This window comes from uncultured Parabacteroides sp. (assembly GCF_902493135.1).
Taxonomy (GTDB): domain Bacteria; phylum Bacteroidota; class Bacteroidia; order Bacteroidales; family Tannerellaceae; genus Parabacteroides.
This window is the reverse complement of the sequence record NZ_CABUOD010000013.1, coordinates 20,260-47,259: the sequence shown is the minus strand read 5'-3', so window position 1 is coordinate 47,259 and position 27,000 is coordinate 20,260. Positions and strand designations below refer to the sequence as shown.

Genomic DNA, 27,000 nt, shown 5'->3' with positions numbered 1-27,000 from the left:
TATTATTATAGGAAGTTTGAAAAACACATTATCAATTAAATAACATGAAAAAACAGATTTATTGCCTTTTATCTCTTTTATGGATCAGTTGCCTTTCCGTTTCGGCAGCCGATCGTTGGGTCATTAATCCTGCCGGTGGTATTACCTGGCAGATAGACGGGCGCGTCCCGCATGAAGACCATCTCGAAATGAGCGGGTTGAAAGTTTCGACCGTCCTGCGTTACGGAGTCGATGCGAACGGGGCTTTTCTGCTGAACAGGAGTCTGGTATGGCCGATGCTCCGCACGATCCCGAACAATACGCATGCCAGCCTGATGCGCCGTTTTGCCTGGGACGTGACGGATATGGTCGAAGTAAACGGACAGTCGTTGCTGAACGAAAAAGTAAAAGAGGTCACGTTGAACGGCACGATGGTCGTGCAGAGCGAATATGTGCTTCCCCGCAAAGGCAAGCTCGGCCTAACCCGCATCCTGTTCCCTTCCACCAAGAATCCTGCTTTTTGTGAAAAATATATTTTACGGAATACAGGCGAATCCGTCGTGTCGGTGGAAATTCCTTCTTCCCGTTCGGTGATCGGGACGGATCCTGCGAAAGGAGTGGAGGGTAGCTACAAGCTGGTTGCGACTATCAACGGACAAGCGGCCCGCCAGTTGCAACCGGGCGAGGAGTTGACCTTCAGCGCGACCTTCGCCGGATATAAGAAGGATGAAAATGAACAGGCTTTCGACATAGAGCAGGAATTGCAGGCCCGCCAAGCGTTGATTGCCGGATTTTGGGACAAGCTGGTCTTAGACACGCCCGATCCTGTCATCAACACGATGTTCGCCTTTGCAAAAATACGCGGTGCCGAAAGTATTTACGACACGAAAGGCGGCTTGATGCACGGTCCCGGCGGCGAATCCTATTATGCCGCTATCTGGGCGAACGACCAGGCGGAATATATCAATCCCTTCTTCCCTTATTTAGGGTATGAGATTGGAAACCGCTCCGCACTGTGTTCCTATGAGCACTTTGCCCGTTTCATGAATCCGGAATACAAGCCGATCCCCAGTTCGATCATAGCCGAAGGCATCGACATCTGGGCGGGAGCCGGCGACCGTGGCGATGCGGCAATGGTTGCGTATGGCGCTTCCCGTTATGCTTTGTCATGCGGAGACAAGGAGGAGGCCGAAAAATTATGGCCGCTGATCGAATGGTGCCTGGAATATTGCCGGCGCAATTTGAATGAAGGCGGAGTTGTGGCTTCCGATGCGGATGAACTGGAAAACCGTTTCCCTGCCGGAAAAGCAAATCTTTGTACTTCTTCCTTATATTATGATGCTTTGATCTCGGCCGGTTATTTAGGAAAAGATTTGGGTAAGCCGGTAGCTGCCTATGCTCGTCAGGCTACAACGCTGAAGAAAAATATCGACCGCTATTTCGGCGGGACCGTCGAGGGATTCGATACCTATAAATATTATGAAGGCAACGATGTCCTGCGTTCCTGGATCTGCATACCGCTCACGGTTGGAATCCAGGACCGGAAAGATGCGACCATACAGGCTTTGTTCTCGCCGCGCCTGTGGACGGAAAACGGTTTGCTGACGCAGGCCGGAAGTGAAACATTCTGGGATCGTTCCACCTTGTATGCTTTGCGTGGCGTGTATGCTTGCGGCGAAACGGAGAAAGCCACAGATTACCTGAAGTTCTACTCTTCCCAGCGTTTGTTGGGAGAACACGTCCCTTATGCCATCGAGGCATGGCCGGAAGGCAGCCAACGCCATTTGTCGGCCGAAAGCGGTTTGTATTGCCGCATCATCACGGAAGGCATGTTCGGTATTCGCCCGACCGGCCTGAATTCATTTGTCTTTACTCCCCGCCTCCCGCAGGAGTGGGATCACATGAACCTGCGGAAGATCTGCGCTTTCGGAAAGGTCTTCGATATCGAGGTGAAGCGTGCCGGAGATAAATTGCAAGTTGCCGTTCTCTCCGACGGAAAAACGATCAGCAACCGGAAAATAAAAGAAGGTGAAAATATCCGGATAAAATTTTAGGGGGTTGCTTCCGGGGAGTGCTTATATAGTATATGGACAAAAAAGTATTACATCGGTTTTTTGCAGGGACAGCTTCTTTTGAAGAGGAAGAGGCTGTCTGCAATTGGGCGGATGCTTCTGATAAAAATAGGGAAGAGCTGATAAAAGAGCGGAAATATTTTGATGTGCTGTTGTTGCATCAGGCGAAAAATAGCCCTTCGGAACGGGCCGCCCGCCGTCTCAGTTTGCCTTTCGTTATCGGAGAATCCCTGAAGATAGCTGCTGCAATATCCGTTTTGATAGTATCCGCCTTGTACATATATGACCGTATGGCGAAGCCGGCTCCTGCGTTGGCGATGAACAAGATTTCCGTCCCTCCGGGTCAGCGGGCGAATATCACCCTGTCCGATGGGACGAACGTTTGGCTGAACGCTTGTAGCGAATTGACCTATCCGGCCTCTTTTAAGGAGGAAACCCGTAACGTCTCGCTGAAGGGGGAAGCCTATTTCGACGTATCTAAAGATGCGGAACATCCTTTTGTCGTACAAACGAATCGATACGATATAAAAGTTTTGGGAACGAAATTCAATGTCCGGGTGGAGGAGCTGAATTGTGAGTTCTCCGCTGCTCTGTTGGAAGGTTCTATCGAATTGACGAACAACCTGGAACCGGGATCGAAGCTCCGGCTTGCCCCTATGCAGAAAGCTGAATTGAGAGGCAATGATATGGTGGTCGAATCGATCCGCAACCTGGATGATTATCGTTGGAAAGAGGGGCTGATCTGTTTTGAGGATATCCGTTTTGCCGATTTGATGCAACGCTTTGAAAAGACGTATGATATCCGTATCGTAATCCGGAACGAAAGACTGCATGACTATAAATGCAGCGGTAAATGCCGTGTCTCGGACGGTGTGGATTTCATCTTGCAGGTGTTGCAACGCAGTACGCGTTTTAGCTTTACCCGTAGTGACGATAACACGATTATCTATATCAAGTAAGTAACCTTAAATTAAAAACGAGAAATGCCTATGGAATGAAATAAAGCACGGAAAACAATGTAAAAAGGCGATGAATGTGCGAGATTCACCGCCTTGCAACTAACACATGTCTAACACAAGTATTAATCTTTAAATATCACAAAGTTATGAATAAAATACCTTTGTCGGGGTTTTGTCTCTTATTAAAATCACGGCATAAACATTTATTTAGGATTATGAGAATAACCTATATGTTATTATTTGCAGCCATTCTCTGCTTGCATGCAGAGAATGCGATATCGCAAAAGATCACCTTGCAGGGTGATAATCTTTCAGTGAAAGATTATCTGAATACTATTGAAAAGCAGACGGAATATCTTTTTATCTATGACACAGGCGTGAATGTGAATAAAAGGATATCCGTTAATATGGTCGGTAAGTCCATCAAGGAGGTTCTGGATAATCTCTCTACCCAGTTGGGATTAAGTTATTCCCAGAAGGGTTCCTACATTGTCCTGTCGAGCCATAAGGCAAAGGACCCATCCGCCCCGGTCGTTGCCCAGCAAAAGAAGACAATCACAGGGGTGGTCACGGACGATCTGGGTGAACCGATTATCGGAGCCAACGTGATTGAAAAAGGAACTACAAACGGCATTATCACTGATATCGATGGCAAGTTTACGCTGGAAGTCGCTCCGGGAGCGGTCGTACAGATCTCATATATCGGTTATAATACACAGGAAGTAAAGGTCGGTAACCAGTCGACCTTGGCTATCCGGTTGGTCGAAGACACCCAGGCATTGAGCGAGGTCGTTGTGGTCGGTTACGGTGTTCAGCGTAAAGTGACGACTACCGGCGCCGTTACCAAACTGGAAGGGGACGAGATCAATAAGATGACCGTCGTGAATGCCACAAAGGCATTACAGGGTTTGAGCCCCGGTATCACGGTCGTCGACCGTGGCGGCGCTCCGGGTAGTGACGATCCTGAAATCTACTTGCGCGGTGTCGGTACGACCGGCAATGCCAAACCGCTGGTATTGGTGGATGGTATCGAAATGTCACTCAGCCAGATCCCTTCTTCCGAAATCGAGAATATCTCCGTCTTGAAAGATGCCGCATCTGCTTCTATCTACGGTTCACGTGCTGCTCACGGTGTAATCTTGGTAACGACCAAACGCGGCAAGGAGGGGAAAGTAAAATTATCGTACGACGGTACGATCGGTTTCCAGGACCGGGCGGTAAAAGCTGAGCAGGTTTCCGCACGCGAGTATATGACGATGGTAAACGAGGCGCTTGTCAATTCGGGAGGTTCGATCCAATATTCGGAGGATGATATCCTGGCAACGGAAAGAGGCGATGATCCGTATAATCATTCTTACTTGAACTGGGGGAACGAAGTATATAAGCCCACTTATATCACGCAACATACATTGAACCTGACAGGAGGAAGCGAAGTCGGACGCTATCTGGTCTCGTTTGATTATCTCGATCAGCCGGGGTTGGTTAAGAATACGGAGTACCAGCGTTACAGCTATCGTGTCAATACGGACTTGAATATCGGAAAGATGCTAAAAGTCAGTAGTGACGTGACCTATCGTCACATCGACCGTTTGTGGCCGGAATCTCTGGGAAGCGTGCAATATGAAGTATGGAGTATGCAACCCACCTCTCCTGTAAAATATGAAAATGGTGATTACCGGCTGGACAAGCAAAACCGGAACGCGATTTCCCTTATGGATATGGACGTGGTCGGGGAAGACCGTTATAACAAGGATATTGTTTACGGACAGGTAAAAGCCGATTTCGAACCGATCAAGGATTTGGTGTTTACGGGTATGGCCTCATTGAACGGTTCCTGGGACAGAAGAAAGATCCATTATAAGAATTATAAATACTACAATGAAGCCGGTGAACTGGTTACACAACGCAATAACCCGAACAGTGTAAAAGATTCACGTAACAACAGCTACCAGATGACACTTCGTTTCCTGGCCAATTACAAGAAGCGTTTCGGCGACGATCATGATCTGGCATTGCTCTACGGTATGGAACAAATCTCGTACCGCAACTACTATTCGATGGCTCAGCGTAAGGATTTGATCTCCGATGCTTTGCCGGACGTTTCTTTAGGTTCGGCCGGTAGCCAGTTTGCGGAAGGATATCCGACAAAGTGGGGCATCAATTCTTTCTTCGGACGTGTAAACTACGGTTTCAAGGATAAGTATCTATTTGAAGCGAATATCCGTACCGACGGTTCTTCCCGTTTTGCGAAAGGCCATAAGTGGGGTGTTTTCCCGTCTTTCTCTGCCGCATGGCGTATTTCGGAAGAAGGGTTCATGAAGAATTTAGGATTTGTGGATAATCTGAAACTGAGAGCCTCGTGGGGACAGACCGGTAACGAACGTATCGATGCCTTCATGTATCTGCCCCAGTATAACACCTCGAATGTAGTTATGAACGGCAGCCTCGTCTCTGCGGTTTACCAGAAGAAGATGGCCAATCCGGATGTGACGTGGGAAACGGTGGAACAGACCAATATCGGTTTGGACTTCGGCTTCCTGAATAACACGATTTATGGTGAACTGGACTGGTACTCCAAAGATACGAAAGATATTCTGTTAGCATTGGGCATTCCTCATTTCATCGGTCTGGATGCTCCCGAACAAAACGCCGGAGTGGTCCGTAACTCAGGTATAGAAGCGATGGTCGGTTTTCGCAAAACATTCGGAGAGTTTACGTTCAACACCTCTTTCAACCTGGCTTATAACAAAAACGAATGGGTCGACCGCGGTGGCGACGACAAGAATATCAGCGGTTATAATATCCAGACGATCGGTTCGCCTTTGAACGCTTTCTACATCTATCAGGCAGACGGTCTGATCGCGAACGAACAGGAGTTGGAAGAATACCGCGCCAAATATAAATCGGACCCGCGCGGTATGTCCGATCTTCATGCCGGCGATGTGAAACTGGTCGATACGAATAACGACGGGACGATCGATCCGGACGACCGTCAGATCTTTACTTCCAACATCCCGAAGTTCACGTATGGATGGAATATCAGCGGCGAATATAAAGGGTTCGATCTGAGTCTGTTGTTCCAGGGATCGAGCGGCGCGAACCGTATGATGTACGGCGAATGGATCGAAGGACCGAGCTATGAGGCCTTCACCGGCGTCCATTTCCGCGACAGATGGACGGAAGAGAACCAGAATGGAAATGCCGAAATGCCCCGTTTGGAAGCGGCCAATAACCGGAACGCCTCTACTTACAACTCTTTCTTCCTGAAAAAGACAAACTATCTTCGTCTGAAGAATGCCCAGTTGGGTTATACCTTCTCGAAGGGCATCACGGACAAACTGAGAATCACGAAGCTGAGATTGTATGTCTCAGGTTCGAACCTGCTTACATTCAGTAGCTTGTATCAAGGTCTGGACCCGGAAGGGAAGAGTGATCGGATCAATGATTTCCCTCCGTTGAGAATCGTGAATTTCGGTGTGAACATTATCTTTTAATCTAAACTTATAAATAGAGCATTATGAAAATATATAAGAAATCGTTGCTATATGGGGCATTGGCTTTTACCCTTTGTATGGCAGGCGGTTGTAACAGCAATATCGATCTGGAGCCGGAAGGTATCATTACGGCAGACGGTTATTTCAAATCGGCAGAAGACTATGAAAAGGCGTTGACCGCCTTGTATGAGAGGCTGAATGTCGAAAGCTATGATTTATGGATGGATGGCGTGACGGATAATGGCTTGGTTACGCATAGTTGGAACAGGGGATATGATTTGGGACGAGGCATCGGAAGTACGGCTTCCTCTTTCCCGGCCGACAAATGGGATAAAGGATATGTTTCCGTCCAGCGTGCGAATAACGTGATCAACAACATCGATAAGTACCAGTGGCCGGGCGGGGAAAGCGATGCTAACCGGAACCAGGTTTTGGGTGAAGCTCGTACCTTGCGTGCTTATTTCTACCTGGATTTGGTTTCCATCTTCGGACATATCATGTTTTATACGGAAAATCCGGCTACGGTAGCGGAGAGTGAAAACGTTAAGCAAGTACAGGACCCGAAAGAAGTGTTCGATTTTATCCTGGATGATCTGGACAAGGCAATTGCCGGACTGCCGGACAAGCCCAGCAATAAGTCGAAGATCGGGAAACCGGCCGCCCGCTTGCTTCGTGCACGTGCCGCCGCTTATGCCGCCGGTTACCTGAATGATAAGTCTTATTTCCAGATCACGTTGGACGAAACGGCCCATCTGGTTGCATCCGCTCCGCAACTGGCCGATTTTGACAAGTTGTTCATGACTGGTTGTGAAGACCTGGACGAGGTGATCCTCGTCAGACGCTACTCGTTGGATGCGACGAACAGTTGGGGGAATTGGTATAACCAGTCTATCGGCGGATATTGCGTGACCACTCCGGTGAAGGCTTTGGCGGATGCATTCGAATATGTGGGCGAGAGGAACGAGGCCATGCCCTATCTGAATAAGGACGCCCGTTTTTACCAGACCATCTACGCTCCGGGCATGGAAATGCGCGGCAAATATTTCAATACGATTCCGAACAATGTGGTTGAAAAGGATGGCAAAGCCTATTTCGACCCCAATAAGGATTACGGGACTTTGCAGGACAAGGAAGTCAGCGTAGGCGATGTCTTGTCGGAAGGCGGTGGCGGCGAATGGAACAAGACGCCTACCGGCTTGTCCTGGAAGAAATATTGCCAGGAACCTGAAACCTGGACGACCTACAACTCGTTTATCATTTTCCGCTATGCGGAAGCTTACCTGTTGAGAGCCGAAGCGTTGGTGGAAACCGGAGGAAGTACGGACGAGGCCAAGTCCCTGATAAAAGTGATCCGTGACCGTGCTGGCAATACGAACGATATCGACAAGATGGTTGCCGAACGTTATAACGGCAGCCTCCGTGACCTGGTCCGCAACGAAAGGCGGGTGGAACTGGCGCAGGAAGGCCTTCGTTTTGCCGATATCCGTCGCTGGAACATCTTGCTGGATGTGATGAACAAGCCGATCGAAGGCATCGAATATCGCGACTTCTCAAGCGGGACGCCTAAACCTACCGTTCTGATCCCGGCAGAGAGAGAGGCCTATACCGTAAAAGATTTCTGGTGGCCGATCCCGCAGGCTGAGATCGACTTGAACCCAGGCCGTATCACCCAGAACGAAGGCTGGAAATAATAACCGGTTCTGAATTATAAGGAAAAAGCGCGTCAGGACTATCCGAGGATACTCTGATGCGCTTTTTTTTGTAATTTCGCCACAAGCACGTAAATATAAACTTGAAGAAGATGAAAAATTCGATTACACTTGTTGCCTTGTTGTTAACCGCCGGATTTTTTTCCGCCTGTACCCAACAAATGCCTCGCGATACCCGGAGTCGCCTTTCCTTAGAGGGGAATTGGGGATTGCAACTGGAGACAACCGGCACCGACTCTCTTTTCCTGCCCGGCACTACCGATATAGGAAAAAAAGGAACTTACAATACCGATATGACACTGACTACAGCCCTTTCCAGGGAATATCTGTTTGAAGGGAAAGCGTTGTACACAAAACAGGTCGAGATACCGGAAGAGTGGGGCGGAACAGCCGTCCGCCTGGTGATGGAACGCACGAAACCCACGACGATCTGGGTCGACGGAAAAGAGGCCGGGTCGAATAGCGATATCTCTACCGCCCAACAATATGACCTGTCCGCCTACCTCTCTCCCGGAACCCATACCCTTGCCATTTTAGTCGATAACGGGAAAGAGGCGGTTCCGGAAAAGGTCTACGGTTCTTCACATGCCTATTCCGCTTCCACGCAGACAAACTGGAACGGGATCATCGGTGATTTTTATCTGGAAAGCGCCCCTCTTTGCGGGATCGATGACATCCAGCTTTATCCGGATGTCGCGAAAAAGTCGGTGACCGCTAGAGTCACCCTCCGTAACCCGGATAAAGGGGCGGGAAAAGGGACACTCTCCTTCTATGCCGAAGCCTGGAATACGGATAAACAACATAAAACACCGGTACGGACGATTGAAGTGGACGGGACGAAACCGGAACAGGAGTTCGAGCTTGCCCTGGGTGATGAGGCGTTGTTATGGAGCGAATTTGCACCCGTCCTATACCGTCTCTCTGTTTCGTTGAAAACAGATCGATCCGTCGATACCCAACAGGCGACTTTCGGCTTGCGCGATTTCAAGACAAAAGGACGCCAGTTTACCATAAATGGCAAGACTACGTTCCTGCGCGGGAAACATGATGCCTGTGTCTTCCCCTTGATTGCCCATACCGCAATGGATGTAGAGACTTGGCGGCACTATTTCCAGGTGGCGAAACAATACGGCATCAACCATTACCGTTTCCATTCCTGGTGTCCTCCGGAAGCTTGTTTCGAGGCGGCCGATATCGAAGGCATCTACCTGCAACCGGAACTTCCCGTCTGGGGAAACATCGATATCAACGACCGGGAATTATGCGATTATCTGTTGAAAGAAGGGCGGAACCTGCATCGGGCATATAGCAACCATGCTTCTTTCGTCATGTTCGGGTTAGGCAACGAGATGTCCGGCGAAGAGGGGCTTGCCATGCTGATCCGGACCTTCAAAAAAGAAGACGACCGCCATCTCTATGCTTCCGGTTCGAATAATTATTTAGGTTTTAAGGGCAAACAGGCGGATGAGGATTATTTCACGACTTGCCGTGTCGGGCGTGAAGACGAGAAGCAGTTCAACACGCATGCCCGCGCCTCCTTCTCGTTTGCCGATGCGTATGACGGCGGGTATCTGAATCATACGTACCCGAATTCGGAGATGAATTTCTCATCTGCCAATGATTTGTGCGATATTCCGATTATCAGCCATGAGACGGGACAGTTCCAGGTATATCCGGATTATGAAGAGATCAAGAAATATACGGGTGTGTTGAAGCCCCGCAATTTCGAAATCTTTAGGAAACGCCTGGAAGAGGCCGGCATGATCGGACAGGCGCACGACTTTATGATGGCTTCCGGCAAGTGGTCGGCTCTGTTGTACCGGGCGGATATCGAGATGAACCTGCGTACACCGGAATGGGGCGGTTTCCAGTTGCTCGATTTGCAGGATTATCCGGGGCAGGGATCGGCCTATGTCGGCATCTTGGATGCTTTCATGGAAAGCAAAGGGTTGATCGCGCCGGAGGAATGGCGGCAGTTCTGTTCGGAAGTTGTCCCTCTGTTCTGCATCGAGAAGTTTTGTTGGACAAACGATGAGGCACCCACCGGAGAGGTGGAGATTGCCAATTATTCCGAGGCTGATTTGAAGGGCAAACAATTGTCCTGGACATTGACCGACAGCAAACAACAGGTCTTGGACAAGGGAGTTTTGCCTTTGCAGGTTAAACAGGGAGAGTTGGCCAAGGCGGGTACTTTGAAGCCCTCGATCGCTTCTGTCCGAAAGGCGGAAAAGCTCACGCTTGCCTTGTCGATAGACGGCACGCCTTATCGGAATGAGTATCCCCTATGGATTTATCCGGCTGGTAAGGAGGTGAAACCTGCCGGCGATATTTGTGTGACGGATGATCTGGACGCTCATCTGAACTACCTGACGGAAGGCGGCAAAGTCCTTTGGTTCCCCCCGAAAGACAAACATAAGGACCAAACGGTAGGCGGGCTGTTCCAGACGGATTATTGGAATTACCGCATGTTCCGTTCCATTTGTGAGAACTTAGGACGCCCTGTCTCTCCGGGCACATTAGGGATTCTGACCGATCCTGCCCATCCGGCATTGGCTGATTTCCCGACCGAGTTCCATACCAATTGGCAATGGTTCCCGATCGTCAAGGAGAGTTATCCTCTGATCTTGGATCGTCTGTCGGACGATTACCGGCCGATCGTGCAGGTGATCGACAATGTCGAACGCAACCATAAATTAGGCTTGTTGTTCGAGTTCAAGGTCGGGAAGGGTAACCTCTTGGTTTGCATGTCCGACCTGAAAGCCGTACAAGACAAACCGGAAGCCCGGCAATTCTACCGTAGCCTGCTGGAATACATGGAAACGCCAGCCTTCGCACCCTCTTACTCTTTATCCGCAAAGGATTTGCAAGACCTGTTTACGGCTAAGGTGAAAGCGGGCGAAATGAAGAAACTGTTCAATATTTCGTCTTATAAGTAGCCTCGTTCCGTTAACAGGGAGAGTGCAAAAAAACAAGGCGAGGCCGCATCGGATTGAGGTACGGCCTCGCCTTCGTAAAAGCTCCCCAAGGGGAGCAGGCATGAAAACAGACATTCCCTATTATCATATTGTCACGTCACGCGCCTATGACGCTAAAAACGGATCCCGACCGACATCCCCGTCGTATAGGCCATCCCCGAACCGTTTCGTAAGGGGCTTGCCAGCATATTGCTTCCCAGGGTGAGCGAACGGGCTTTCTTTTTGTTCTTGATTGAAAAGACGAAAAGCGGAACGCTGGCGGCGGTTACGGCGACGCCCGCAAATCCCAATACCATAAAGCGATACCGAAGGGTTGGACCATCCATATTATCTATGACATATCCCATAAAACCACTGATCACCATGACACTCCCGACGCCAAATGCCGTCCATCCACACGCTTGACATATTTTATGCTTTTTCCATTCGGGCGTCAGCTTGTAAGAAAATGGAATCGGGTACGCTATATTGCCGGAAGACGTTGTAGTCCTACTTTCAGGGAGGGAATGCGAAGCTACAGTATATATGGGCTTTTCTTGTCCGTATATACAGATTGATAACAATAAGAATCCGAAGATCAAAATTATTATCTGTTTCCCTGTTTGTCCGTCCTTTAATTTGATGTTTGCCATGATTTAAAGTTTTTAAGCAATACAAATATATGTTTTGTTTATGTATGCCGGCTGGTAAACATCGTTATTCTATAAAAATCAGACTCAACGCCTTCAAATCGTCCGCCCCGATCAAATCCACTTTTTCCTGGATAAAGAATTTCTTGAACTGGGGCGTGTCCGGCGCACCCCACCAGCGGAACAGTTTGCCTTCCGCATGGCTCTGCCGGATATATTCGCGCATCTTTTCGAGCTTTTCGGCAGGTATCTCTCCTTGGCCTTTCCAACCGATGTATTGGGAATAATTATCGCTGATGACGGGCATTTGGGTAGACGGAATGCCTTTTCCCAAATCTTCTATCGTGCCGTCCAGGAAGATAAAACGGTTGTTCTCGGCGGCAATAGCCTTGCGGGGACTTCGGCCCGACAGATAGAACAACATGGCGCTTTCTTGAAGTTTGCCGTCTTTCTCATGGCAGAAAAGAGATTCGTACGGCGCTAACTTCCTTTTCAGGACGGGATACATCGCTTCGCCGTCTGTCTTGCAATCGACCATCAGGTAAAACGGGCGGTCGCTGTCCGGATATACTTTGCCGCCGTTGTTCGTGATCCGTTCGACCAAGGGCAGGAGGTATAGTTTCTCGAATGTGATATCGGGGTTGGGAGCGACCGAATCGTGGGAGACATACAGTTCGCCGTCGATTAGCCATAAATCCGCTTCCACACAATTGAATTGGAAGGAAAGGGCATCGAATAGCGGGCGGGGCCGTTCATAATCGTTGTGCGAGAAAGCATTGTAATGAATTGTCTGGGCTTCGAGCGAGCCGGATAACAGACTGATCAGCAAGATAATTACTTTTAGTTTCATATGGCAGATTCGTATTTTGATATGGCAAAGGTAATCAGTTTTATCCAATTCTCCGGGAATATTGTTTACATTTGCCGTGATCAATCTGATAAACCATGAATAGACGATTATTTTTTAAGAAATCATGCGCCGGGGTGTTGCTTTTGTCCTGTTCGGATTCCTTTGCCGTCGGTCTAAACCGGCAAAAGAACCTGCGTTTCGGCTTGGTGACGGATATCCATTTTGCTCATCGGAACGTACACGGAACCCGCTATTATGAACAGTCCATCATAAAATTATCGGAAGCGATAGACGTTTTTAATAAGCGGAAATTAGATTTCATGATTGAGCTTGGAGACTTGAAAGATATGGGAGATACCCCTGAAAGAGGACAGACTTTATCGTTTTTGGATGAGATAGAAGCAAAGTTCCGGACTTTCGACGGCCCGGTCTACCATGTGTTGGGTAATCACGATATGGATAGCATCTCGAAATCTGAATTTCTTGCTCATACGATCAATTACGGGGATGCGAAAGGAAAGCCTTATTATTCCTTCGTACGGAACCGAATTAAGTTTATCGTGCTGGACGGTAATTGCAACGAGGATGGTTCCGATTATGATTCCGGCGCTTTCGATTGGACCAAAGCGTTTATTCCAACTGCTCAGAAGGAATGGCTCCGGCAGGAACTGATGAAAGACGATTTGCCGGTCGTGATCTTTATCCACGAATTGTTGGATACTTTCTCCGGGATCGACAAGGAACTTTGTATCGGCAATGCAGAAGAGATCGTTTCGATACTTGAGCAAAGCGGCAAGGTCGTAGCCGTTATCCAAGGGCACCATCATGCCGGTAATTATAGTTTCCGGGCAGGAATCCACTATTTTACGATGAAAGGAATGATCGAAGGTAGCCTTCCCGAAAATAACAGCTTTGCCGTTATCGAGATAGACAAAGACTTGAATATCTATATAGAGGGGTTTTATAATTGCGAGAATAAGGAGATGAAGCATAATCGATAATCAGTATGAAGAACTTCACAGACGAGAAGATTCTCCTTCAGGAGATAAAGAACGGAAACGGTGAAGCGTTCGAATTTCTGTTCAATACCTATTATCCCCGGTTACGGGGATATGCTGCTCGTTTTGTGACAGATGAAGAGGCGGTCCGGGATATCATACAGGAAAGCTTTTTGAGATTCTGGGAAAAACGTGATTTGATAGAGGCAGTTTCCATTTCATCCCTCCTTTTCGCAATGGTGAGGAATGCTTGCCTGAACTATTTGAAACATTTACAATTGGTGGAACAGCATAGTTTGGAGCATTTGGACGAGGTGGGTGGACGTGAAGAACTTTATTATTGGGATTTTAACCTGAGCCCGGAATATTCCCTCCTGTATAAGGAATTGCAACAACAGATCAGTCTTGTTATGAATGATTTGCCTTCCCGTTGCCGTGAAGTATTTGAAATGAGTCGTTTTAAGAAAATGAAAAACCGGGAGATTGCAGATGCTCTCCAAATATCGACTACTGCGGTGGAAAAACATATAGCCAAAGCCTTAGCACGCTTTTCCGCACATTTTAAAGACAAATATCCGTTGGATGTCTATATCGCTATACTGGCTTGGCTGCTTTCCGAATGAAATCTCGTTTCTTTTGTTTTGAGGATTTTTTTTAAGAAGGGGGTTGGGTAAAATTCATTTGAGTTGTTACATCATATAGAAAGCAAAAGTTATGAAAGAGCAGGAGATCGATAATCACCAGTTGGCAATACGTTATTTTGAAGGACGCATTACTCCCTCCGAAGAAGAGCTTCTTTTCCGGTTTTTGAATGATGCACCATCTAATGAAAGAACGTTCCGTCAATGGGAGGAAGAATGGATGCTTTCCTATAAACTGATTCCTGAAGTTTCGAATGAATGGAAACAGTTACAACGCCGAGTGCAGGTGCGTCAATCGTTGAATGGCACGTTTAGTACTAAACGCAGGCAATTGCAGCGGTTTATCGCGGTCGCTGCAATTGCCTGCGTGTTAGTGTTGGGCGGTATGTATGGTTTTCATTTTTACCGGAGTATGGAGCTCGCCAATAACCTGTTTGCTTTAGAAACGGCCTATGGAGAAAAAAGCAAACTGATACTGGCGGATGGAACGATTGTATGGTTGAATGCCGGTTCTTCTTTACAGTATGCTGGTAATTTCAATTCTAAAAACAGGGAAGTCTTGTTAACCGGCGAAGCTTATTTCGAAGTGACCAAACAGTCTGATGGAACTCCTTTTATGGTTAAAACGGATCAGTACAGTGTATTGGTGAAAGGAACAAAATTTAATGTATCATCTTATCCTGAAGATATTTCTGCTAAAACGACATTATTGGAAGGCTCTATCGATATTTTATATAAAGGGAGACATATTCCGGTTGCACCGGGAGAATTGCTGAGTCTTGACAAACAAAACGGAAGTTTTTCCCGTCAGAAGGTTCAGGCATCTCAATATAAATCTTGGACAGAAGGGAGAGTTGAATATGATAAAATCACTCTCAATGAGCTGGCAGTCCGCCTATCCCGTAAATATGACGTTCAGATTCATTTGGGAGACGACTTGGAAAAAGATATAGCTTTCCGCGTATCACTTCGCAATGAAGAGACGGTCGGAGATGTCTTTCACGCTCTATCCGAGATTATTCCGATCCGTTATGAACGGCGGGGTCGGGATATTTATATTAGAAAACAATAGCGCAATTGTTAATATATTATTAAATCTAATTCTTTAATTTATTGGTTTATGTATAGAAAACATGTAGGAAGGGCGTTAATCCTTGCCTTGATGCTTTCTGGGGCTACCTCCATGAATGCACAACGGATCACCCGGCAATTTAAAAATGTTCCTTTAAAAACAGTCTTGGCGGAAGTAGAGAAAGAACTGCAGTATTCCATCATTTACAAAAAGGATGAAGTGAATGAGAAGAAGCAGATTACGCATAATTTTAATGATGCATCCTTGGAAGAAGTGCTATCTGCCGTATTGGATAACGGATTGTCTTATTCCGTCCAAGGCAAGATGATCGTCATTTCCAAGAAAGAAGTCGCAGAACCCTCTGCCACCCAACAAAAGCAGATCATCGTAAAAGGCATCGTAAAAGATGAGAATGGAGAACCGGTCGCCGGTGCGAATGTGGTAGAAAAAGGGACGGCTAATGGTACGATTACGGATATGGATGGGAATTTTTCATTGTCGATATCCGAAGGCTCCCAATTAAGCATAACGTACATCGGATATTTGGACAAGGATGTCGTGGTTAGTAAAGGCAAGACAACTTTGAACATCCAATTGAAGGAAGATACGCAAGCTTTGGATGAAGTGGTTGTGGTTGGTTATGGCTCTGTTAAAAAACGTGACCTGACAGGATCTGTTTCACAGATTTCATCTTCGTCGATTCAGAATCAGGCGGTGATGAAAGATCCTATGCAAGCATTGCAAGGTAAAATTGCAGGTGCGGATATTACGATGGGAAACTCTCCTGGAGCATCTTCTACCATTGTGATCCGTGGATATAATTCGATCAATGCGGGCAATGATCCATTGATAGTGGTGGATGATGCTCCGTTCGGAGGAAAGATCGATGAGATCAACCCGGCAGAAATCGAATCGATTGATGTCTTGAAAGATGCTTCATCCACTGCCATTTATGGCTCTCGAGGAGCAAATGGTGTTGTTATCATTACGACTAAACGTGCCCGTAAGGAAGCTAAACTGTCTGTTAGCTATGACGGATATGTCGGCGTGTCCAAGTCATTCAAGAATTATGATATGATGAGCGGTGAAAAATATGCAGACTGGAAAAGAATGGCTAATTACGGAAAGACAGATAAGGAAATATTTGATGATATTCAATTAAAAGCCTTGAACTCCGGACAATTTGTAGATTGGCAAGATTTGATGTTTAGCGGTACGGGCTATAAAACAGACCATAATGTCAGTATCAACCAGTCGAATGGCCGTAACCGTAACATGTTAGTGTTAGGTTATAATAAAGACCAAAGTATTATTGATAATATGGGATATGAACGTTTCTCTGCTCGTATTAACGGGGATATGGAATTGGCAAAGAACTTGACGGTAGGCTATTCTTCTCTTTTAGCATTGACGACTCGTAATAATGGAGATAATAGTGTCTGGAAATATGGAACAGTTATTGATCCACTAACGGAGGTTTATGACGAGAATGGAGATATGCGCTTTTACAATAGCGGTTGGTATCAGACGGTATTGCATTCGAATCCTTTGTTCGATACTGATAAGAATAATGTAGACAATAAAGAAAAACGTACCCGTATCCTTTTGAACTTATTCGCGGATTGGGAAATAATCAAAGACTTGAAATTCCGTACAAGTTTGACATATGGCTTGTCGTCAATCGAGAATGGAGTTTATAAGAGTTCTACTTCTCAAGTTCGCCAACTGGCGGATCCGTCTGCTGAGTATAAGAAAACGAATGAACAGCAGATTACATTCACAAATATGTTGAACTATAAAAAAACATGGAATGAGCATAGTTTGGATGCTTCGCTCGTGCATGATATGCAGACTGATAAGTCGGAATTGGTCGGATTGACAGGGCAAGGCATGCCTTACTTTGGTTCTTCGTTTAATGTGAATGAAGCACCAGATGTCTTTACTCGTCTATCTTCTGTACGGAAATGGGCATTGTTGTCATTCATGGGAAGGATCAATTATTCGTTTAAGGATCGGTATTTATTGACATTGACAGGACGTTATGATGGCTCTTCTCGTCTGGCTAAAGGTAATAAATGGGATTTCTTCCCCTCTGTGGCATTAGCTTGGCGTATGAATGATGAAGTATTTTTGAGAGATGTTGATTGGCTTTCAAATTTGAAATTCCGTTTAAGTTGGGGTAATTCAGGCAATACGGCCATATCGGAATATGCCACACAAGGAGCTTTAGGTAAATATGTCTATTATTTTGGTACGAATGAACAGTCGGCAATGGGATATCTTCCTACAGAATTAGCTAATAACCAATTGGGATGGGAACGAACGGAAGAATATAACGTCGGTGTTGATTTCGGCTTCTTGAATAATCGTATCAACGGTTCTATTGATGGATATGTCCGTAATACGGATGACTTGTTGATGAAACGTAATTTACCGATTACTACCGGATATGAATTTACTTGGCAGAATGTAGGTAAAACTCGTAATTCGGGTGTAGAAATCGCGTTGAATACAGTTCCGGTGGTAACGAAAGATTTCAGATGGACAGTGGACTTGACGTTTGGTTATAACAAGAATGAAATTGTCGAATTGTTTAACGGGAAAGAGGATAGCCCGGGGAATAAATGGTTTATTGGAGAACCGTTGTATATTGAACGCTTGTATAAATATATCGGTGTTTGGCAAAAGGGAGAAGAGGAAGAGGCTGCACGATATGGGCGTGAACCGGGAAATCCTAAAATAGAAGATGTAAACAATAATGGTGTATATGATGAAGGCGATTTGTACACATTCAATAAGATACCGAAGTGGACGGCAGGCTTGTCTACCGGACTGTATTATAAGAATTTCGATTTGAATATTTATTTCTATACGCGTCAGAAATATGGGCAGGTGTTAGGTGTCTTGACAGATGAAGCGGGTTCTACTCGTTATAATCATTTGAATGTGGATTTCTGGATGCCGGATAATCCATCTAATGTTTGTCCTAAACCTGTCATAACTAATTCACAGGAGTTACTGACATCGAGTGATTATGCATATAGGGATCTTTCTTTCATTCGTTTGAAGAACATTAACTTGGGCTATACATTGCCGAAAGAAATCTCCAAGAAGTTCTATAGCGAAAAGTTCAGAATGTATTTTATGGTTGAAAATCCATATACTTGGACAAAAAGTGATTATGTAGGACTGGATCCGGAAAACTGTAATGCTTATACGGACCATCGTCCGTTGACTTCATTTGTGTTTGGAGTAAATGCAACTTTCTAAATAGTCTAATTGATAACGAGATATGAAAATACTAAATAAAACATTAATAGGTTTGCTGTCTTTATTCTGCTTAGTGTCTTGCGACTTCTTGGAAGAAACAGCTTATAACAAAGTGACTGTCGGTAATTTCTATACCACTAAAGAGGGAATTACTAATGGTGTGAATGGATTGTATTCTACCTTAAGAAACATGTATATACAGGAATACCTGATTTATATGTGTGAGGGGCCGTCTGATTTATGGATCGCTTATAATGGTAGTGAACAATGGAGAAATTGGACAATAGATGCAACCAATAATGATGTAAGAAGTTTTTGGTATAATTCTTATAAGTCAATAAATCAATGCAATACTGTTATTTATAGTCTGGAAAATGATGAAATTGAAGGATTAGATGAAAGTTTGCGTGTACAATATTTGGCGGAGGCTTTATTTATCAGAGCTCATTATTTTTATCATTTGGTTCAGCAATTTGGAGATATTCCAATGTCTTTAAAACCTACGAATTCTGTTGAAACAGCTGTGTACAAAACAAAGGCTGATGAAGTATGGACGCAAATTATTTCTGATTTGGAGTATGCAATGCAGAATTTACCGGAATCCTATTCTGTTTCAGAATATGGTCGAGTAACAAAATATGCAGCGATGCATCATCTGTCAAGAGTTTTATTGACAGTAAAGCGGGATAATCGTGATATTGAAAATGCATTACAGTATGCAGAAACAGTGATTAATTCTGGACAATATTCATTGGTTCAGTCTCATGCAGAACTTTGGGATATGAACAATAAACATAATTCGGAAGTTATTTTTCCGGTGCTGTATACGCAAAATGCAGAATTGAATGGAAAGGGGAATACGGCTCATATGTTTTTCTGTTCTGCTTATTCAGAAGAACATCCGGCTGTATTACGTGTAATAGAATATGGTCGTCCTTGGAGTAGAGAGCGTTCAACAGATTTTGCTATTAATTTGTTTGATGGAGCGATCGATAAACGTTGGAATGATTGCTTTATTTCCAGATGGAATGTTACAGAAAAATCTGTGACTGAAAAAATATTCAGTCCTTATAGCAAACAGATGGAAGAAAAAGTTTGGAAAAAAGGTGAATTAGCAATGATCGATCCGAGAGAACCTTGGACACCGGAGCAAATCAAAGAAGTTTGGCCGGTTCTTGTTTTCTTACCTGAATATATGCGTGAACAAATTGATCCGGCGATAGATGTCCAGTCTGAAACGAATCCTAATGCAAAGTGGCCTTCCAACACCCGCTTCACAAGTTATAAAATGTATGCTTATCTGGTAAAACATTTAGATCCGTTACGTCCGGAAGTCAATTGGACAGCAGGTTCACGAGATGTGTTTGTTTTCCGTTTAGCGGATACTTACTTGTTGGCTGCTGAGGCTGCATTTTTATTAGGTAATTCACAAAAGGCTGTCGAGTATATTAATGTAGTTCGTCATAGAGCGGCTGTTCCTGGCCATGAAACAGATATGGAGATAAAATCATCGGATGTTTCCATTGATTTTATCTTGGATGAGCGTGGGCGTGAACTGATGGGAGAAATGCATCGTTGGTATGATTTAAAACGTACAGGCAAATTAATGGAACGTATGAATAATTCGAATATGAGTTCTTCTACTGCTGGAAAATTTGAAGAGTTCCATGTCTTACGTCCAATACCTCGTGATCAACTCACCAATGTTTCAAATCCGGAAGAGTTTACACAGAATCCGGGTTATGGTAACTAATGGTTGAGACTTTTGATTCTATATATGGTTTAGGGAGAGATGAGTTTTTGTCTCTCCTTGAATTTGTTTTTATCTTTGTATATTGGATTAATGAATAATAAAGTAATAATGAAAACACTTTTGCTAACAATTCTCAGCCTGCTCCTCTCTTTGTGTGCAAGCGCTCAACAACGTCCCCTCATGCTATACGGTGATACCTCCCGTGTCGGGGTTCCTTATTCGAAAGATCCGCATGTGGTTAATTTTAAGGGGCGCTATTTGATGTATCATTCCATTCCGCCGATGAAGGGGGAACCTGATTCCGGATGGAATATTGGGATTGCGGAGAGTCAGGATTTGGTGAACTGGACGAAGGTGGGAGAGATCACGCCTGCTCCCGGAGCCGATTATGAGCAAAAAGGACTTTGTGCGCCTGGTGCGTTGGTGAAGGACGGAAAGGTGCATTTGTTTTATCAGACATACGGGAATGGGAAGAAAGATGCCATCTGCCATGCCGTATCGGATGACGGCATTCATTTCAGAAGGAATCCTACGAATCCGATTTTCCACCCGGTCGGGGATTGGACTTGCGGGCGTGCCATAGATGCGGAAGTGTGCGAGTTCAAGGGACGTTATTTCCTCTATTTTGCAACCCGCGATAAAAATTATGACATCCAGATGCAGGGAGTAGCCGTTGCTCCGGGCAATACCAATTTCAACCGGGAAGATTGGGTGCAGGCGACGGATTCCTCTATTTTGTATCCCGTGTATCCGTGGGAAGGAAAATGCATCGAAGGGGCTTCGATCGCAAAGAAAGGTGACAAACTTTATATGTTTTATGCCGGGGCTTACAATAATGCCCCCCAGCAGATCGGAGTGGCGGAAAGCGAAGACGGCATTGTCTGGAAACGCCTTTCGGAAGAACCTTTCCTTAGGAACGGTAAATCCGGCGAATGGAATTCCAGCGAATCCGGCCATCCTCATATTTTTACCGATTCGGACGGACGCACTTACCTGTTCTATCAGGGAAATAATGATAACGGAAAAACCTGGTATATCACACAGGAAGAGGTGGTTTGGAAAAATGGGAAACCTTTTCTGAAATAAAAGAAAATCTATCCTTTGCCGGGAGATTAATCCCCCGGCAAAAGAGAGGTTTCATTTTGGCTCCTTAATCCGTGAAATCCGGTTTTACCATGTCTTCCTATTCAGTATGCGGACCGAATTGAAGACCGCCAGCAGAGCGACACCGACATCTGCGAAGACCGCTCCCCACAATGTGACGTATCCCAATGCGCCTGCCAACAGTACGATCCCTTTTACGCCAAGTGCCCCTATGATATTCTGGCGGACAATCGTACGCGTCTTGCGCCCGATCGTGATGGCGGTCGCCACCTTGGACGGCTGGTCGTTCTGGATAACGACGTCGGCACTCTCGATCGCCGCATCCGAACCGAGTCCGCCCATCGCAATCCCTACATGGCTTAGAGCCAATACCGGAGCATCATTCATTCCGTCTCCGACAAAAGCCACGGTTTTGCCCGGCTCTTCAACCATTTCCCGGATATGTGCCGCCTTGTCCTCCGGCAACAGGTTCCCGTATGCCCGGCCGATTCCTAAACGTTTGGCAAAAGAGGCGACAATCTCTTTTTTGTCACCCGACAGTAGACGGATATCCGTCACCCCTAACTCCCTCAGTTTGGCAATCGCCTCCACGGCATCGTCTTTCAACGTATCGGACAATAGCAGATGGCCGGCATATTTCTTATTGACGGCACAGATCACTACGGTCGCCACCTTGTCGGACAACTCTTCGGGGATGGAAATCCCGCGCTCTTTCATCAGGCGGATATTCCCGACAAGCACTTCCTGCCCGCCGATGACAGCCTCCACGCCGTGTCCGGCCAGTTCATGCATCTCCGATATGCTTGCCGCAGAGATATTCTGTTTCTTTGCGTATCGGACGATCGCCTGTGCGATCGGGTGAGTACTTTTCTGTTCGACGGATAAAAGCAGGGCCAATACTTCCGGGCCGGGAATCCCGTGCGCCTGCATATCCGTCACGTCGAAGCGTCCGGTGGTCAATGTCCCTGTTTTGTCGAATGCAACGGTATTTATCCGGGTGACGGCATCCAGATAATTGCCACCCTTGAACAGGATGCCGGCACGTGACGCCGCCCCGATGCCTCCGAAATATCCCAACGGCACGCTGATCACCAAGGCGCACGGGCAGGAGATGACTAAAAAGACCAATCCCCGGTACAACCAGTCATGAAAGACGTACTGGAAAGAAGGCATCATCAGTCCGGCAAGCGCCGGAACCGTTACGATCAGCAGGGCCAACACGATCACGGCAGGCGTATAGAACCGCGCGAACCGGCGGATGAACAGCTCGGCGGGAGCTTTACGCTCGGCCGCATCTTTCACCAACGCTAAAATGCGGGCTAATGCGCTTTGCTCATACGGGCGGTTCACTTCGAGGCGGACGGTTTGTCCCAGTACGATCATCCCCGCCAGGACTTCATCCCCTTTCCGGAGCGTGCGGGGCATGCTTTCGCCTGTCAGGGCGGAGGTGTCGAACGATGCTTCGGGCTCCTGCAAAATCCCATCGAGCGGTATGCGTCCGCCCGGCTTTACCTCGATCCGTTCGCCTGTCCGTACCTCTTTCGGGGAGATATTGACATACTTGCCTTCACGGAATACATCCGTACGTTCGGGACGGACGTCGAGCAGGCGGCTGATATTTTGTGATGCACGTTCGACTGCTTTGTTCTGCAACATTTCCCCGACCGTATAGAATAGCATGACAGCCACGGCTTCCGGGTATTCGCCGATGCTGAAAGCTCCGAGCGAAGCGACCGACATCAATGTGAACTCGGTGAAGAAGTCTTTTCGCAAAGCCTCGCGATAGGCCTCCCGCATGACTGGCAGCCCTACCGGAAGGAATGCCGCCAGATACCAGACGAGCCTTACCGCCGGCGAGAACCAGCCTTGTCCGGTATGCCCAAAGATAAGGCCTGTAACGAGCAGGATGAAGGACAGGACCGGCAATGCCACGTTCGGGCGTTCTTCTCCTTTATTGTGTCCGCAACTGCATCCGCATCCTGAGTGGCAAGTTGTTTTAGCTTCCATGATTCAATCTGTTTTTATTATTCTGATGCAAAGATCTGAAGATATTTTTGCAACTCGATTGCGTTTTACAGATCCGGGGACTTGCATGCCGGGCAGATCCCTTTGACCGTGTAGTTGATCGTATCCATGATGAAGCCTTCGGGCAACTGTACGACCGGGATTTTTTATATGATCCTGCAATATAAGAATCCGGGCGGCTGTCGGGCGTACGCCTTTATCTTTGAGTTTCTCTTCGCATTGTTTTGTTGACATGATTCTATTCTTTTCTCGACACGGTAAAGGTACAACAAAATTAATTCAATTGAGGTGCAAGCTTTTATTTTGATTATTCTGATATTTTTCGCTACTTCGCATTTGTTATGGAATTACCAGAGGAGCAAAATAAGTTAAGGGAGATCGCCGCCGGAAATGTGGAAGCTTTCGAGCATCTGTTTTTCCAGTACCAACCGAGGTTGGTAAATTTCCTTATCGGCCTGACGCATGATAGGGAAGTCAGCCGTGATATGGCCCAGGATTTGTTTCTCTCGTTGTGGAAAGACCGTGAAAAACTGAAGAATGTCCGTTCTTTCTCCTCCTACCTTTTCCAGATGGCGCGTTTTACCGTGTATGACTACTTCGACCGTCTCATTGTCTCGGAAAAATATACGAACGAATACCTGCAGGAAGCCTCCCCGGCCGAATCGGAGGAAGAAGCCTTGTTCGTCCGCGAGCTGCAATCGGTCATCAACCGTACGGTCGAGCGGATGTCTCCCCAGCGAAGCAGGATCTACCGGATGAGCCGTGAGGAAGGTTTGTCCAATGACGAAATCGCCACGCGCCTCGATATCAGTAAACGGACAGTGGAAAACCACCTGACCGCCGCCCTTGCCATTCTTCGCAAAGTCCTTTATCTGTTTTTTCTTTTGCACGCTTGAACCGCCGCCCGTATGCTTATCTTCTGCTGATTAGATGCAAGTGTAATCTGTTTTCCCCGTTGTCGTGTATATATTCGACATTGTCGAGAATATACACGGCATTGTCAAATATGATCTCGACATTGTCGAAAACAAATTACACTTAGATCAAAGCAACCATCTATTTGTATTGGTACGGCACCGAATGACTATGCATCTGGATGAAGACGTAGGGTGCGAGTTTCTATTGTATCCTGAATAATTTGTTTTTGTAATCGATAATCACGGTGTTCTCAAAGAAATAAGCATTCCCGGTTATCCCCCAGACATCAAAAGAACTGTAAATATTATCCCAAAGCCCGTCTTTGGCGTAGTAGACTTTTGAATTGTTTAGTACTTTTCCTCCGAACTCGATCGGCTTGTTTACATTAAAACCGTAAAATGTTATTTCTTGTCCCCACCACAAAGGACCGCTTAAAGAGTCGGTAATGGTAAGGTCCGATATGCTCCAGGCCCTTTCTTGTGTCGTTATTAACTGGAAAGGACTTGAACCAGTGTCGAACAATACTTTACATCTTCTTCCATCAATCTGTAAAGGCAACTTCACTTCCCCATATTTTGATTCAAATTTTTCAGCCGGTAGATTTTTGTATTCGTCCGGCAAGAAGTCTGTGATTGCAAGCCTGCTTGATTGGTAATCGATAATTAAGATTTTATCTTGCACGATGTCAGATGCGAGGGTCCCAATATGCTTGGGTGTATTTGAATGGAGTGAATCTTTAGGAATTTCATTCCCGAAATTTTGCTTGAATCCAATGTTGGCATTACGAAACTCCACTGTTCCTATTTGTAAGTGGACATTTTTATACATCCCGGTTGAATCTCTTTTGCTCATTAAAGATGGGACCTCTTCAAGATAAGGAGTGAAAGTATTCCCGTAAAAGACTGAATTATATGCTCCTAAATCAAATTGCATTGTAAATTCATACGGTAAGTCTTCTATTTTTACCGGGACATTTAAAAATGCTTTTTCAATATATATTCCGGAAATCGTATCACCCTCCCAGCTGAATGGAATCCATTGCAATGATTGTTTTTGCGAACAACTTGTGAAGATTAAAAGAAGGAAAACAAAAGTGATCCTTTGTTTGTGCAGGTTCATAAATGATGATTTTCGGATGATATTTATAAATTCGTTTTCGTTTATTTCAATGTTTCGTTATTCTTAGCCAATGAAACCAAGCCTCCCATGGCTCCTAAGTTCATGGTGTCGAGTGCCGAACTCGGTACGATTACCATTGATCCTTTTTCTTTTAAGCCTTCGAACAGCATATTCATTCCTCTGAGATGTAATGCCACAGGATTGTCGGTATATTTCTTACTGGCTTGTTCGAACTTTTCTGCGATCTCCGTTTCTGCCGTTCCCAAGATGACACGTGCCCTTCTTTCACGTTCGGCCTGCGCCTCTTTGCTCATCGCTTCGGCCAGGTCTTGCGGAATGGCGATGTCTTTGATGCCGACAGTCTGGCATGTGATACCCCACGGGTTCGTGTTCCTGTCTAAGACCTGTTGCAGATCTTCGGCTATCTTATCGCGTTCTTGCAAGAGGTCCGACAGTTCGTGCTTACCGATGGTATCTCTTAAGCCGGTCTGTGTGATATGTTCGATCGCTTTCTGGTACTCCTGTACTTCCAGAGCCGCTTTTTCCACGTCCCAGACGGTCCAATATACGACTGCATCGACATTTACCGGAACCGTATCTTTAGTCAGAGTTTGTTCGGCCTTGAATGCACTTACCCGTACACGCTGATCGATATAAGTCGATACACTGTCTATAACCGGGATAATCATAAAAGGGCCGGGACCTTTCAAACCGCTATATTTCCCCATACGCAGGACTACCGCCCGTTCCCACTGGTCGGCAATGCGGATCGCAGAAGCCGCCAATCCGGAAAGAAGGAGCAGGAGGATGAATACCGGTATGTTTACAATCTGCAGAACATACAAAACGGCTGATACGATCACCAGTATCAGCAGAACGGAAAGGGATATGGGATTAAACCAACCCTTGTTAATTACATTTGTTGTCATATTCATTGTTTTTTGAAAGTTTCGATATCCTTTAATTCTCGAATAACTTCGTCCAGGCTGAAGCCGTAACTCAGTATAACAGAAGAAAATTGCGTACAAATTTCTTTCAACTTGTCTTCCCGTTCTTTTTCCGGTACCACATGGTCTGTTCTGCTAATAAATGTTCCGGTCCCTTGTTGAGTCTCCAAGATATTCTTGATCTCCAATTCTTTATAAGCCTTGGATACCGTATTTAGATTGACCTTCAACTCTACGGCAAGCGCTCTGACCGTAGGAAGCTGTTCACCCAACTTGAGTTGCCCGGATGCTATGCCAAACCTGATCTGATCAATGATCTGACGGTATATCGGCATACCGCTGGAGTAATCTAATAAAAACTTGATCATATAATTTTATATTATGCTATATGAATATTGTACTATTATTATAGTACAAATATACAAGAACAAATTATTCCACAAAAACTTTTTATGGAAATAGTTAAGGTGCATGGATGAATTTCGT

Annotated in this window: 19 protein-coding genes; 12 read left to right on the top strand and 7 right to left on the bottom strand. The window is 46.0% G+C overall.

Annotated elements, in window-relative coordinates; genetic code table 11:
- Nucleotides 1-44: 44 nt before the first annotated feature.
- The 5 genes from RDN79_RS08070 to RDN79_RS08050 all read left to right on the top strand — a co-directional run bounded on the left by RDN79_RS08070 (nucleotide 45) and on the right by RDN79_RS08050 (nucleotide 11,149).
- Entirely contained in the window at nucleotides 45-2,033 is a 1,989-nt protein-coding gene (locus tag RDN79_RS08070; protein ID WP_298553073.1) for a hypothetical protein, read from the top strand.
- A gap of 32 nt (nucleotides 2,034-2,065) precedes the next feature.
- Nucleotides 2,066-3,010 carry a FecR family protein gene (locus tag RDN79_RS08065; protein ID WP_298553071.1) on the top strand — a complete coding sequence of 315 codons (945 nt, stop codon included), beginning with the start codon at nucleotides 2,066-2,068 and terminating at the stop codon, nucleotides 3,008-3,010.
- A gap of 215 nt (nucleotides 3,011-3,225) precedes the next feature.
- A complete protein-coding gene (locus RDN79_RS08060) occupies nucleotides 3,226-6,504 on the top strand; it encodes a TonB-dependent receptor (protein WP_298553069.1) in 3,279 nt (1,092 codons plus the stop codon).
- A gap of 23 nt (nucleotides 6,505-6,527) precedes the next feature.
- The gene (locus RDN79_RS08055) at nucleotides 6,528-8,195 is read left to right on the top strand and encodes a RagB/SusD family nutrient uptake outer membrane protein (RefSeq protein WP_298553068.1); all 1,668 of its coding nucleotides are present in this window, start codon (nucleotides 6,528-6,530) and stop codon (nucleotides 8,193-8,195) included.
- Between the two features lie 110 nt (nucleotides 8,196-8,305).
- Entirely contained in the window at nucleotides 8,306-11,149 is a 2,844-nt protein-coding gene (locus RDN79_RS08050) for a sugar-binding domain-containing protein (protein ID WP_298553066.1), read from the top strand.
- Between the two features lie 152 nt (nucleotides 11,150-11,301).
- On the opposite strand, the gene RDN79_RS08045 is transcribed toward RDN79_RS08050, so the two are convergent.
- Nucleotides 11,302-11,820: a hypothetical protein gene (locus RDN79_RS08045; RefSeq protein ID WP_298553064.1), complete on the bottom strand. Its 519-nt coding sequence runs from the start codon at nucleotides 11,818-11,820 to the stop codon at nucleotides 11,302-11,304.
- Nucleotides 11,821-11,884: 64 nt separating this feature from the next.
- On the bottom strand, nucleotides 11,885-12,667 hold the full coding sequence (locus tag RDN79_RS08040; RefSeq protein WP_298553062.1) for a phosphatidylinositol-specific phospholipase C/glycerophosphodiester phosphodiesterase family protein: 783 nt from the start codon (nucleotides 12,665-12,667) through the stop codon (nucleotides 11,885-11,887).
- A gap of 95 nt (nucleotides 12,668-12,762) precedes the next feature.
- On the opposite strand from RDN79_RS08040, the gene RDN79_RS08035 reads away from it, so the two are divergent.
- The 6 genes from RDN79_RS08035 to RDN79_RS08010 all read left to right on the top strand — a co-directional run bounded on the left by RDN79_RS08035 (nucleotide 12,763) and on the right by RDN79_RS08010 (nucleotide 21,487).
- Nucleotides 12,763-13,668: a metallophosphoesterase gene (locus RDN79_RS08035; RefSeq protein ID WP_298553060.1), complete on the top strand. Its 906-nt coding sequence runs from the start codon at nucleotides 12,763-12,765 to the stop codon at nucleotides 13,666-13,668.
- 5 nt (nucleotides 13,669-13,673) lie between these two features.
- Entirely contained in the window at nucleotides 13,674-14,288 is a 615-nt protein-coding gene (locus RDN79_RS08030) for an RNA polymerase sigma-70 factor (protein ID WP_298553057.1), read from the top strand.
- A gap of 91 nt (nucleotides 14,289-14,379) precedes the next feature.
- The gene (locus RDN79_RS08025; protein ID WP_298553056.1) at nucleotides 14,380-15,378 is read left to right on the top strand and encodes a FecR family protein; all 999 of its coding nucleotides are present in this window, start codon (nucleotides 14,380-14,382) and stop codon (nucleotides 15,376-15,378) included.
- Nucleotides 15,379-15,426: 48 nt separating this feature from the next.
- The gene (locus RDN79_RS08020; protein WP_298553055.1) at nucleotides 15,427-18,648 is read left to right on the top strand and encodes a TonB-dependent receptor; all 3,222 of its coding nucleotides are present in this window, start codon (nucleotides 15,427-15,429) and stop codon (nucleotides 18,646-18,648) included.
- 22 nt (nucleotides 18,649-18,670) lie between these two features.
- Complete coding sequence (locus RDN79_RS08015; RefSeq protein ID WP_298553054.1) at nucleotides 18,671-20,401, top strand: RagB/SusD family nutrient uptake outer membrane protein; 1,731 nt, start codon at nucleotides 18,671-18,673, stop codon at nucleotides 20,399-20,401.
- Between the two features lie 108 nt (nucleotides 20,402-20,509).
- The gene (locus tag RDN79_RS08010; RefSeq protein ID WP_298553052.1) at nucleotides 20,510-21,487 is read left to right on the top strand and encodes a family 43 glycosylhydrolase; all 978 of its coding nucleotides are present in this window, start codon (nucleotides 20,510-20,512) and stop codon (nucleotides 21,485-21,487) included.
- A gap of 84 nt (nucleotides 21,488-21,571) precedes the next feature.
- On the opposite strand, the gene RDN79_RS08005 is transcribed toward RDN79_RS08010, so the two are convergent.
- Nucleotides 21,572-23,512 (bottom strand): heavy metal translocating P-type ATPase, encoded by a 1,941-nt coding sequence (locus RDN79_RS08005; RefSeq protein WP_298553050.1) that lies wholly within the window; start codon nucleotides 23,510-23,512, stop codon nucleotides 21,572-21,574.
- Between the two features lie 3 nt (nucleotides 23,513-23,515).
- Complete coding sequence (locus tag RDN79_RS08000; protein WP_298553047.1) at nucleotides 23,516-23,764, bottom strand: hypothetical protein; 249 nt, start codon at nucleotides 23,762-23,764, stop codon at nucleotides 23,516-23,518.
- A gap of 107 nt (nucleotides 23,765-23,871) precedes the next feature.
- Between RDN79_RS08000 and RDN79_RS07995 the strand changes: the two genes are divergently transcribed.
- Complete coding sequence (locus RDN79_RS07995; RefSeq protein WP_298553045.1) at nucleotides 23,872-24,426, top strand: RNA polymerase sigma-70 factor; 555 nt, start codon at nucleotides 23,872-23,874, stop codon at nucleotides 24,424-24,426.
- 223 nt (nucleotides 24,427-24,649) lie between these two features.
- On the opposite strand, the gene RDN79_RS07990 is transcribed toward RDN79_RS07995, so the two are convergent.
- From RDN79_RS07990 to RDN79_RS07980, 3 genes are read right to left on the bottom strand one after another with little or no spacing between them, the layout of a single operon-like run.
- Nucleotides 24,650-25,567 carry a hypothetical protein gene (locus RDN79_RS07990; RefSeq protein ID WP_298553043.1) on the bottom strand — a complete coding sequence of 306 codons (918 nt, stop codon included), beginning with the start codon at nucleotides 25,565-25,567 and terminating at the stop codon, nucleotides 24,650-24,652.
- Nucleotides 25,568-25,608: 41 nt separating this feature from the next.
- Entirely contained in the window at nucleotides 25,609-26,496 is an 888-nt protein-coding gene (locus tag RDN79_RS07985; protein WP_298553041.1) for a slipin family protein, read from the bottom strand.
- 2 nt (nucleotides 26,497-26,498) lie between these two features.
- Complete coding sequence (locus tag RDN79_RS07980; protein ID WP_298553039.1) at nucleotides 26,499-26,882, bottom strand: GntR family transcriptional regulator; 384 nt, start codon at nucleotides 26,880-26,882, stop codon at nucleotides 26,499-26,501.
- Between the last annotated feature and the right edge of the window lie 118 nt (nucleotides 26,883-27,000).

Bases quoted from the DNA above. Each gene is read 5' to 3' on its own strand.
- RDN79_RS08030 (WP_298553057.1), top strand. From the start codon at position 13,674: ATGAAGAACTTCACAGACGAGAAGATTCTCCTTCAGGAGATAAAGAAC.
- RDN79_RS08055 (WP_298553068.1), top strand. From the start codon at position 6,528: ATGAAAATATATAAGAAATCGTTGCTATATGGGGCATTGGCTTTTACC.
- RDN79_RS08040 (WP_298553062.1), bottom strand. From the start codon at position 12,667: ATGAAACTAAAAGTAATTATCTTGCTGATCAGTCTGTTATCCGGCTCG.
- RDN79_RS07995 (WP_298553045.1), top strand. From the start codon at position 23,872: ATGGAATTACCAGAGGAGCAAAATAAGTTAAGGGAGATCGCCGCCGGA.
- RDN79_RS08010 (WP_298553052.1), top strand. From the start codon at position 20,510: ATGAAAACACTTTTGCTAACAATTCTCAGCCTGCTCCTCTCTTTGTGT.
- RDN79_RS08000 (WP_298553047.1), bottom strand. From the start codon at position 23,764: ATGTCAACAAAACAATGCGAAGAGAAACTCAAAGATAAAGGCGTACGC.
- RDN79_RS08070 (WP_298553073.1), top strand. From the start codon at position 45: ATGAAAAAACAGATTTATTGCCTTTTATCTCTTTTATGGATCAGTTGC.
- RDN79_RS08065 (WP_298553071.1), top strand. From the start codon at position 2,066: ATGGACAAAAAAGTATTACATCGGTTTTTTGCAGGGACAGCTTCTTTT.
- RDN79_RS07985 (WP_298553041.1), bottom strand. From the start codon at position 26,496: ATGACAACAAATGTAATTAACAAGGGTTGGTTTAATCCCATATCCCTT.
- RDN79_RS08060 (WP_298553069.1), top strand. From the start codon at position 3,226: ATGAGAATAACCTATATGTTATTATTTGCAGCCATTCTCTGCTTGCAT.
- RDN79_RS08005 (WP_298553050.1), bottom strand. From the start codon at position 23,512: ATGGAAGCTAAAACAACTTGCCACTCAGGATGCGGATGCAGTTGCGGA.
- RDN79_RS07980 (WP_298553039.1), bottom strand. From the start codon at position 26,882: ATGATCAAGTTTTTATTAGATTACTCCAGCGGTATGCCGATATACCGT.
- RDN79_RS08015 (WP_298553054.1), top strand. From the start codon at position 18,671: ATGAAAATACTAAATAAAACATTAATAGGTTTGCTGTCTTTATTCTGC.
- RDN79_RS08045 (WP_298553064.1), bottom strand. From the start codon at position 11,820: ATGGCAAACATCAAATTAAAGGACGGACAAACAGGGAAACAGATAATA.
- RDN79_RS08020 (WP_298553055.1), top strand. From the start codon at position 15,427: ATGTATAGAAAACATGTAGGAAGGGCGTTAATCCTTGCCTTGATGCTT.
- RDN79_RS08025 (WP_298553056.1), top strand. From the start codon at position 14,380: ATGAAAGAGCAGGAGATCGATAATCACCAGTTGGCAATACGTTATTTT.
- RDN79_RS08035 (WP_298553060.1), top strand. From the start codon at position 12,763: ATGAATAGACGATTATTTTTTAAGAAATCATGCGCCGGGGTGTTGCTT.
- RDN79_RS07990 (WP_298553043.1), bottom strand. From the start codon at position 25,567: ATGAACCTGCACAAACAAAGGATCACTTTTGTTTTCCTTCTTTTAATC.
- RDN79_RS08050 (WP_298553066.1), top strand. From the start codon at position 8,306: ATGAAAAATTCGATTACACTTGTTGCCTTGTTGTTAACCGCCGGATTT.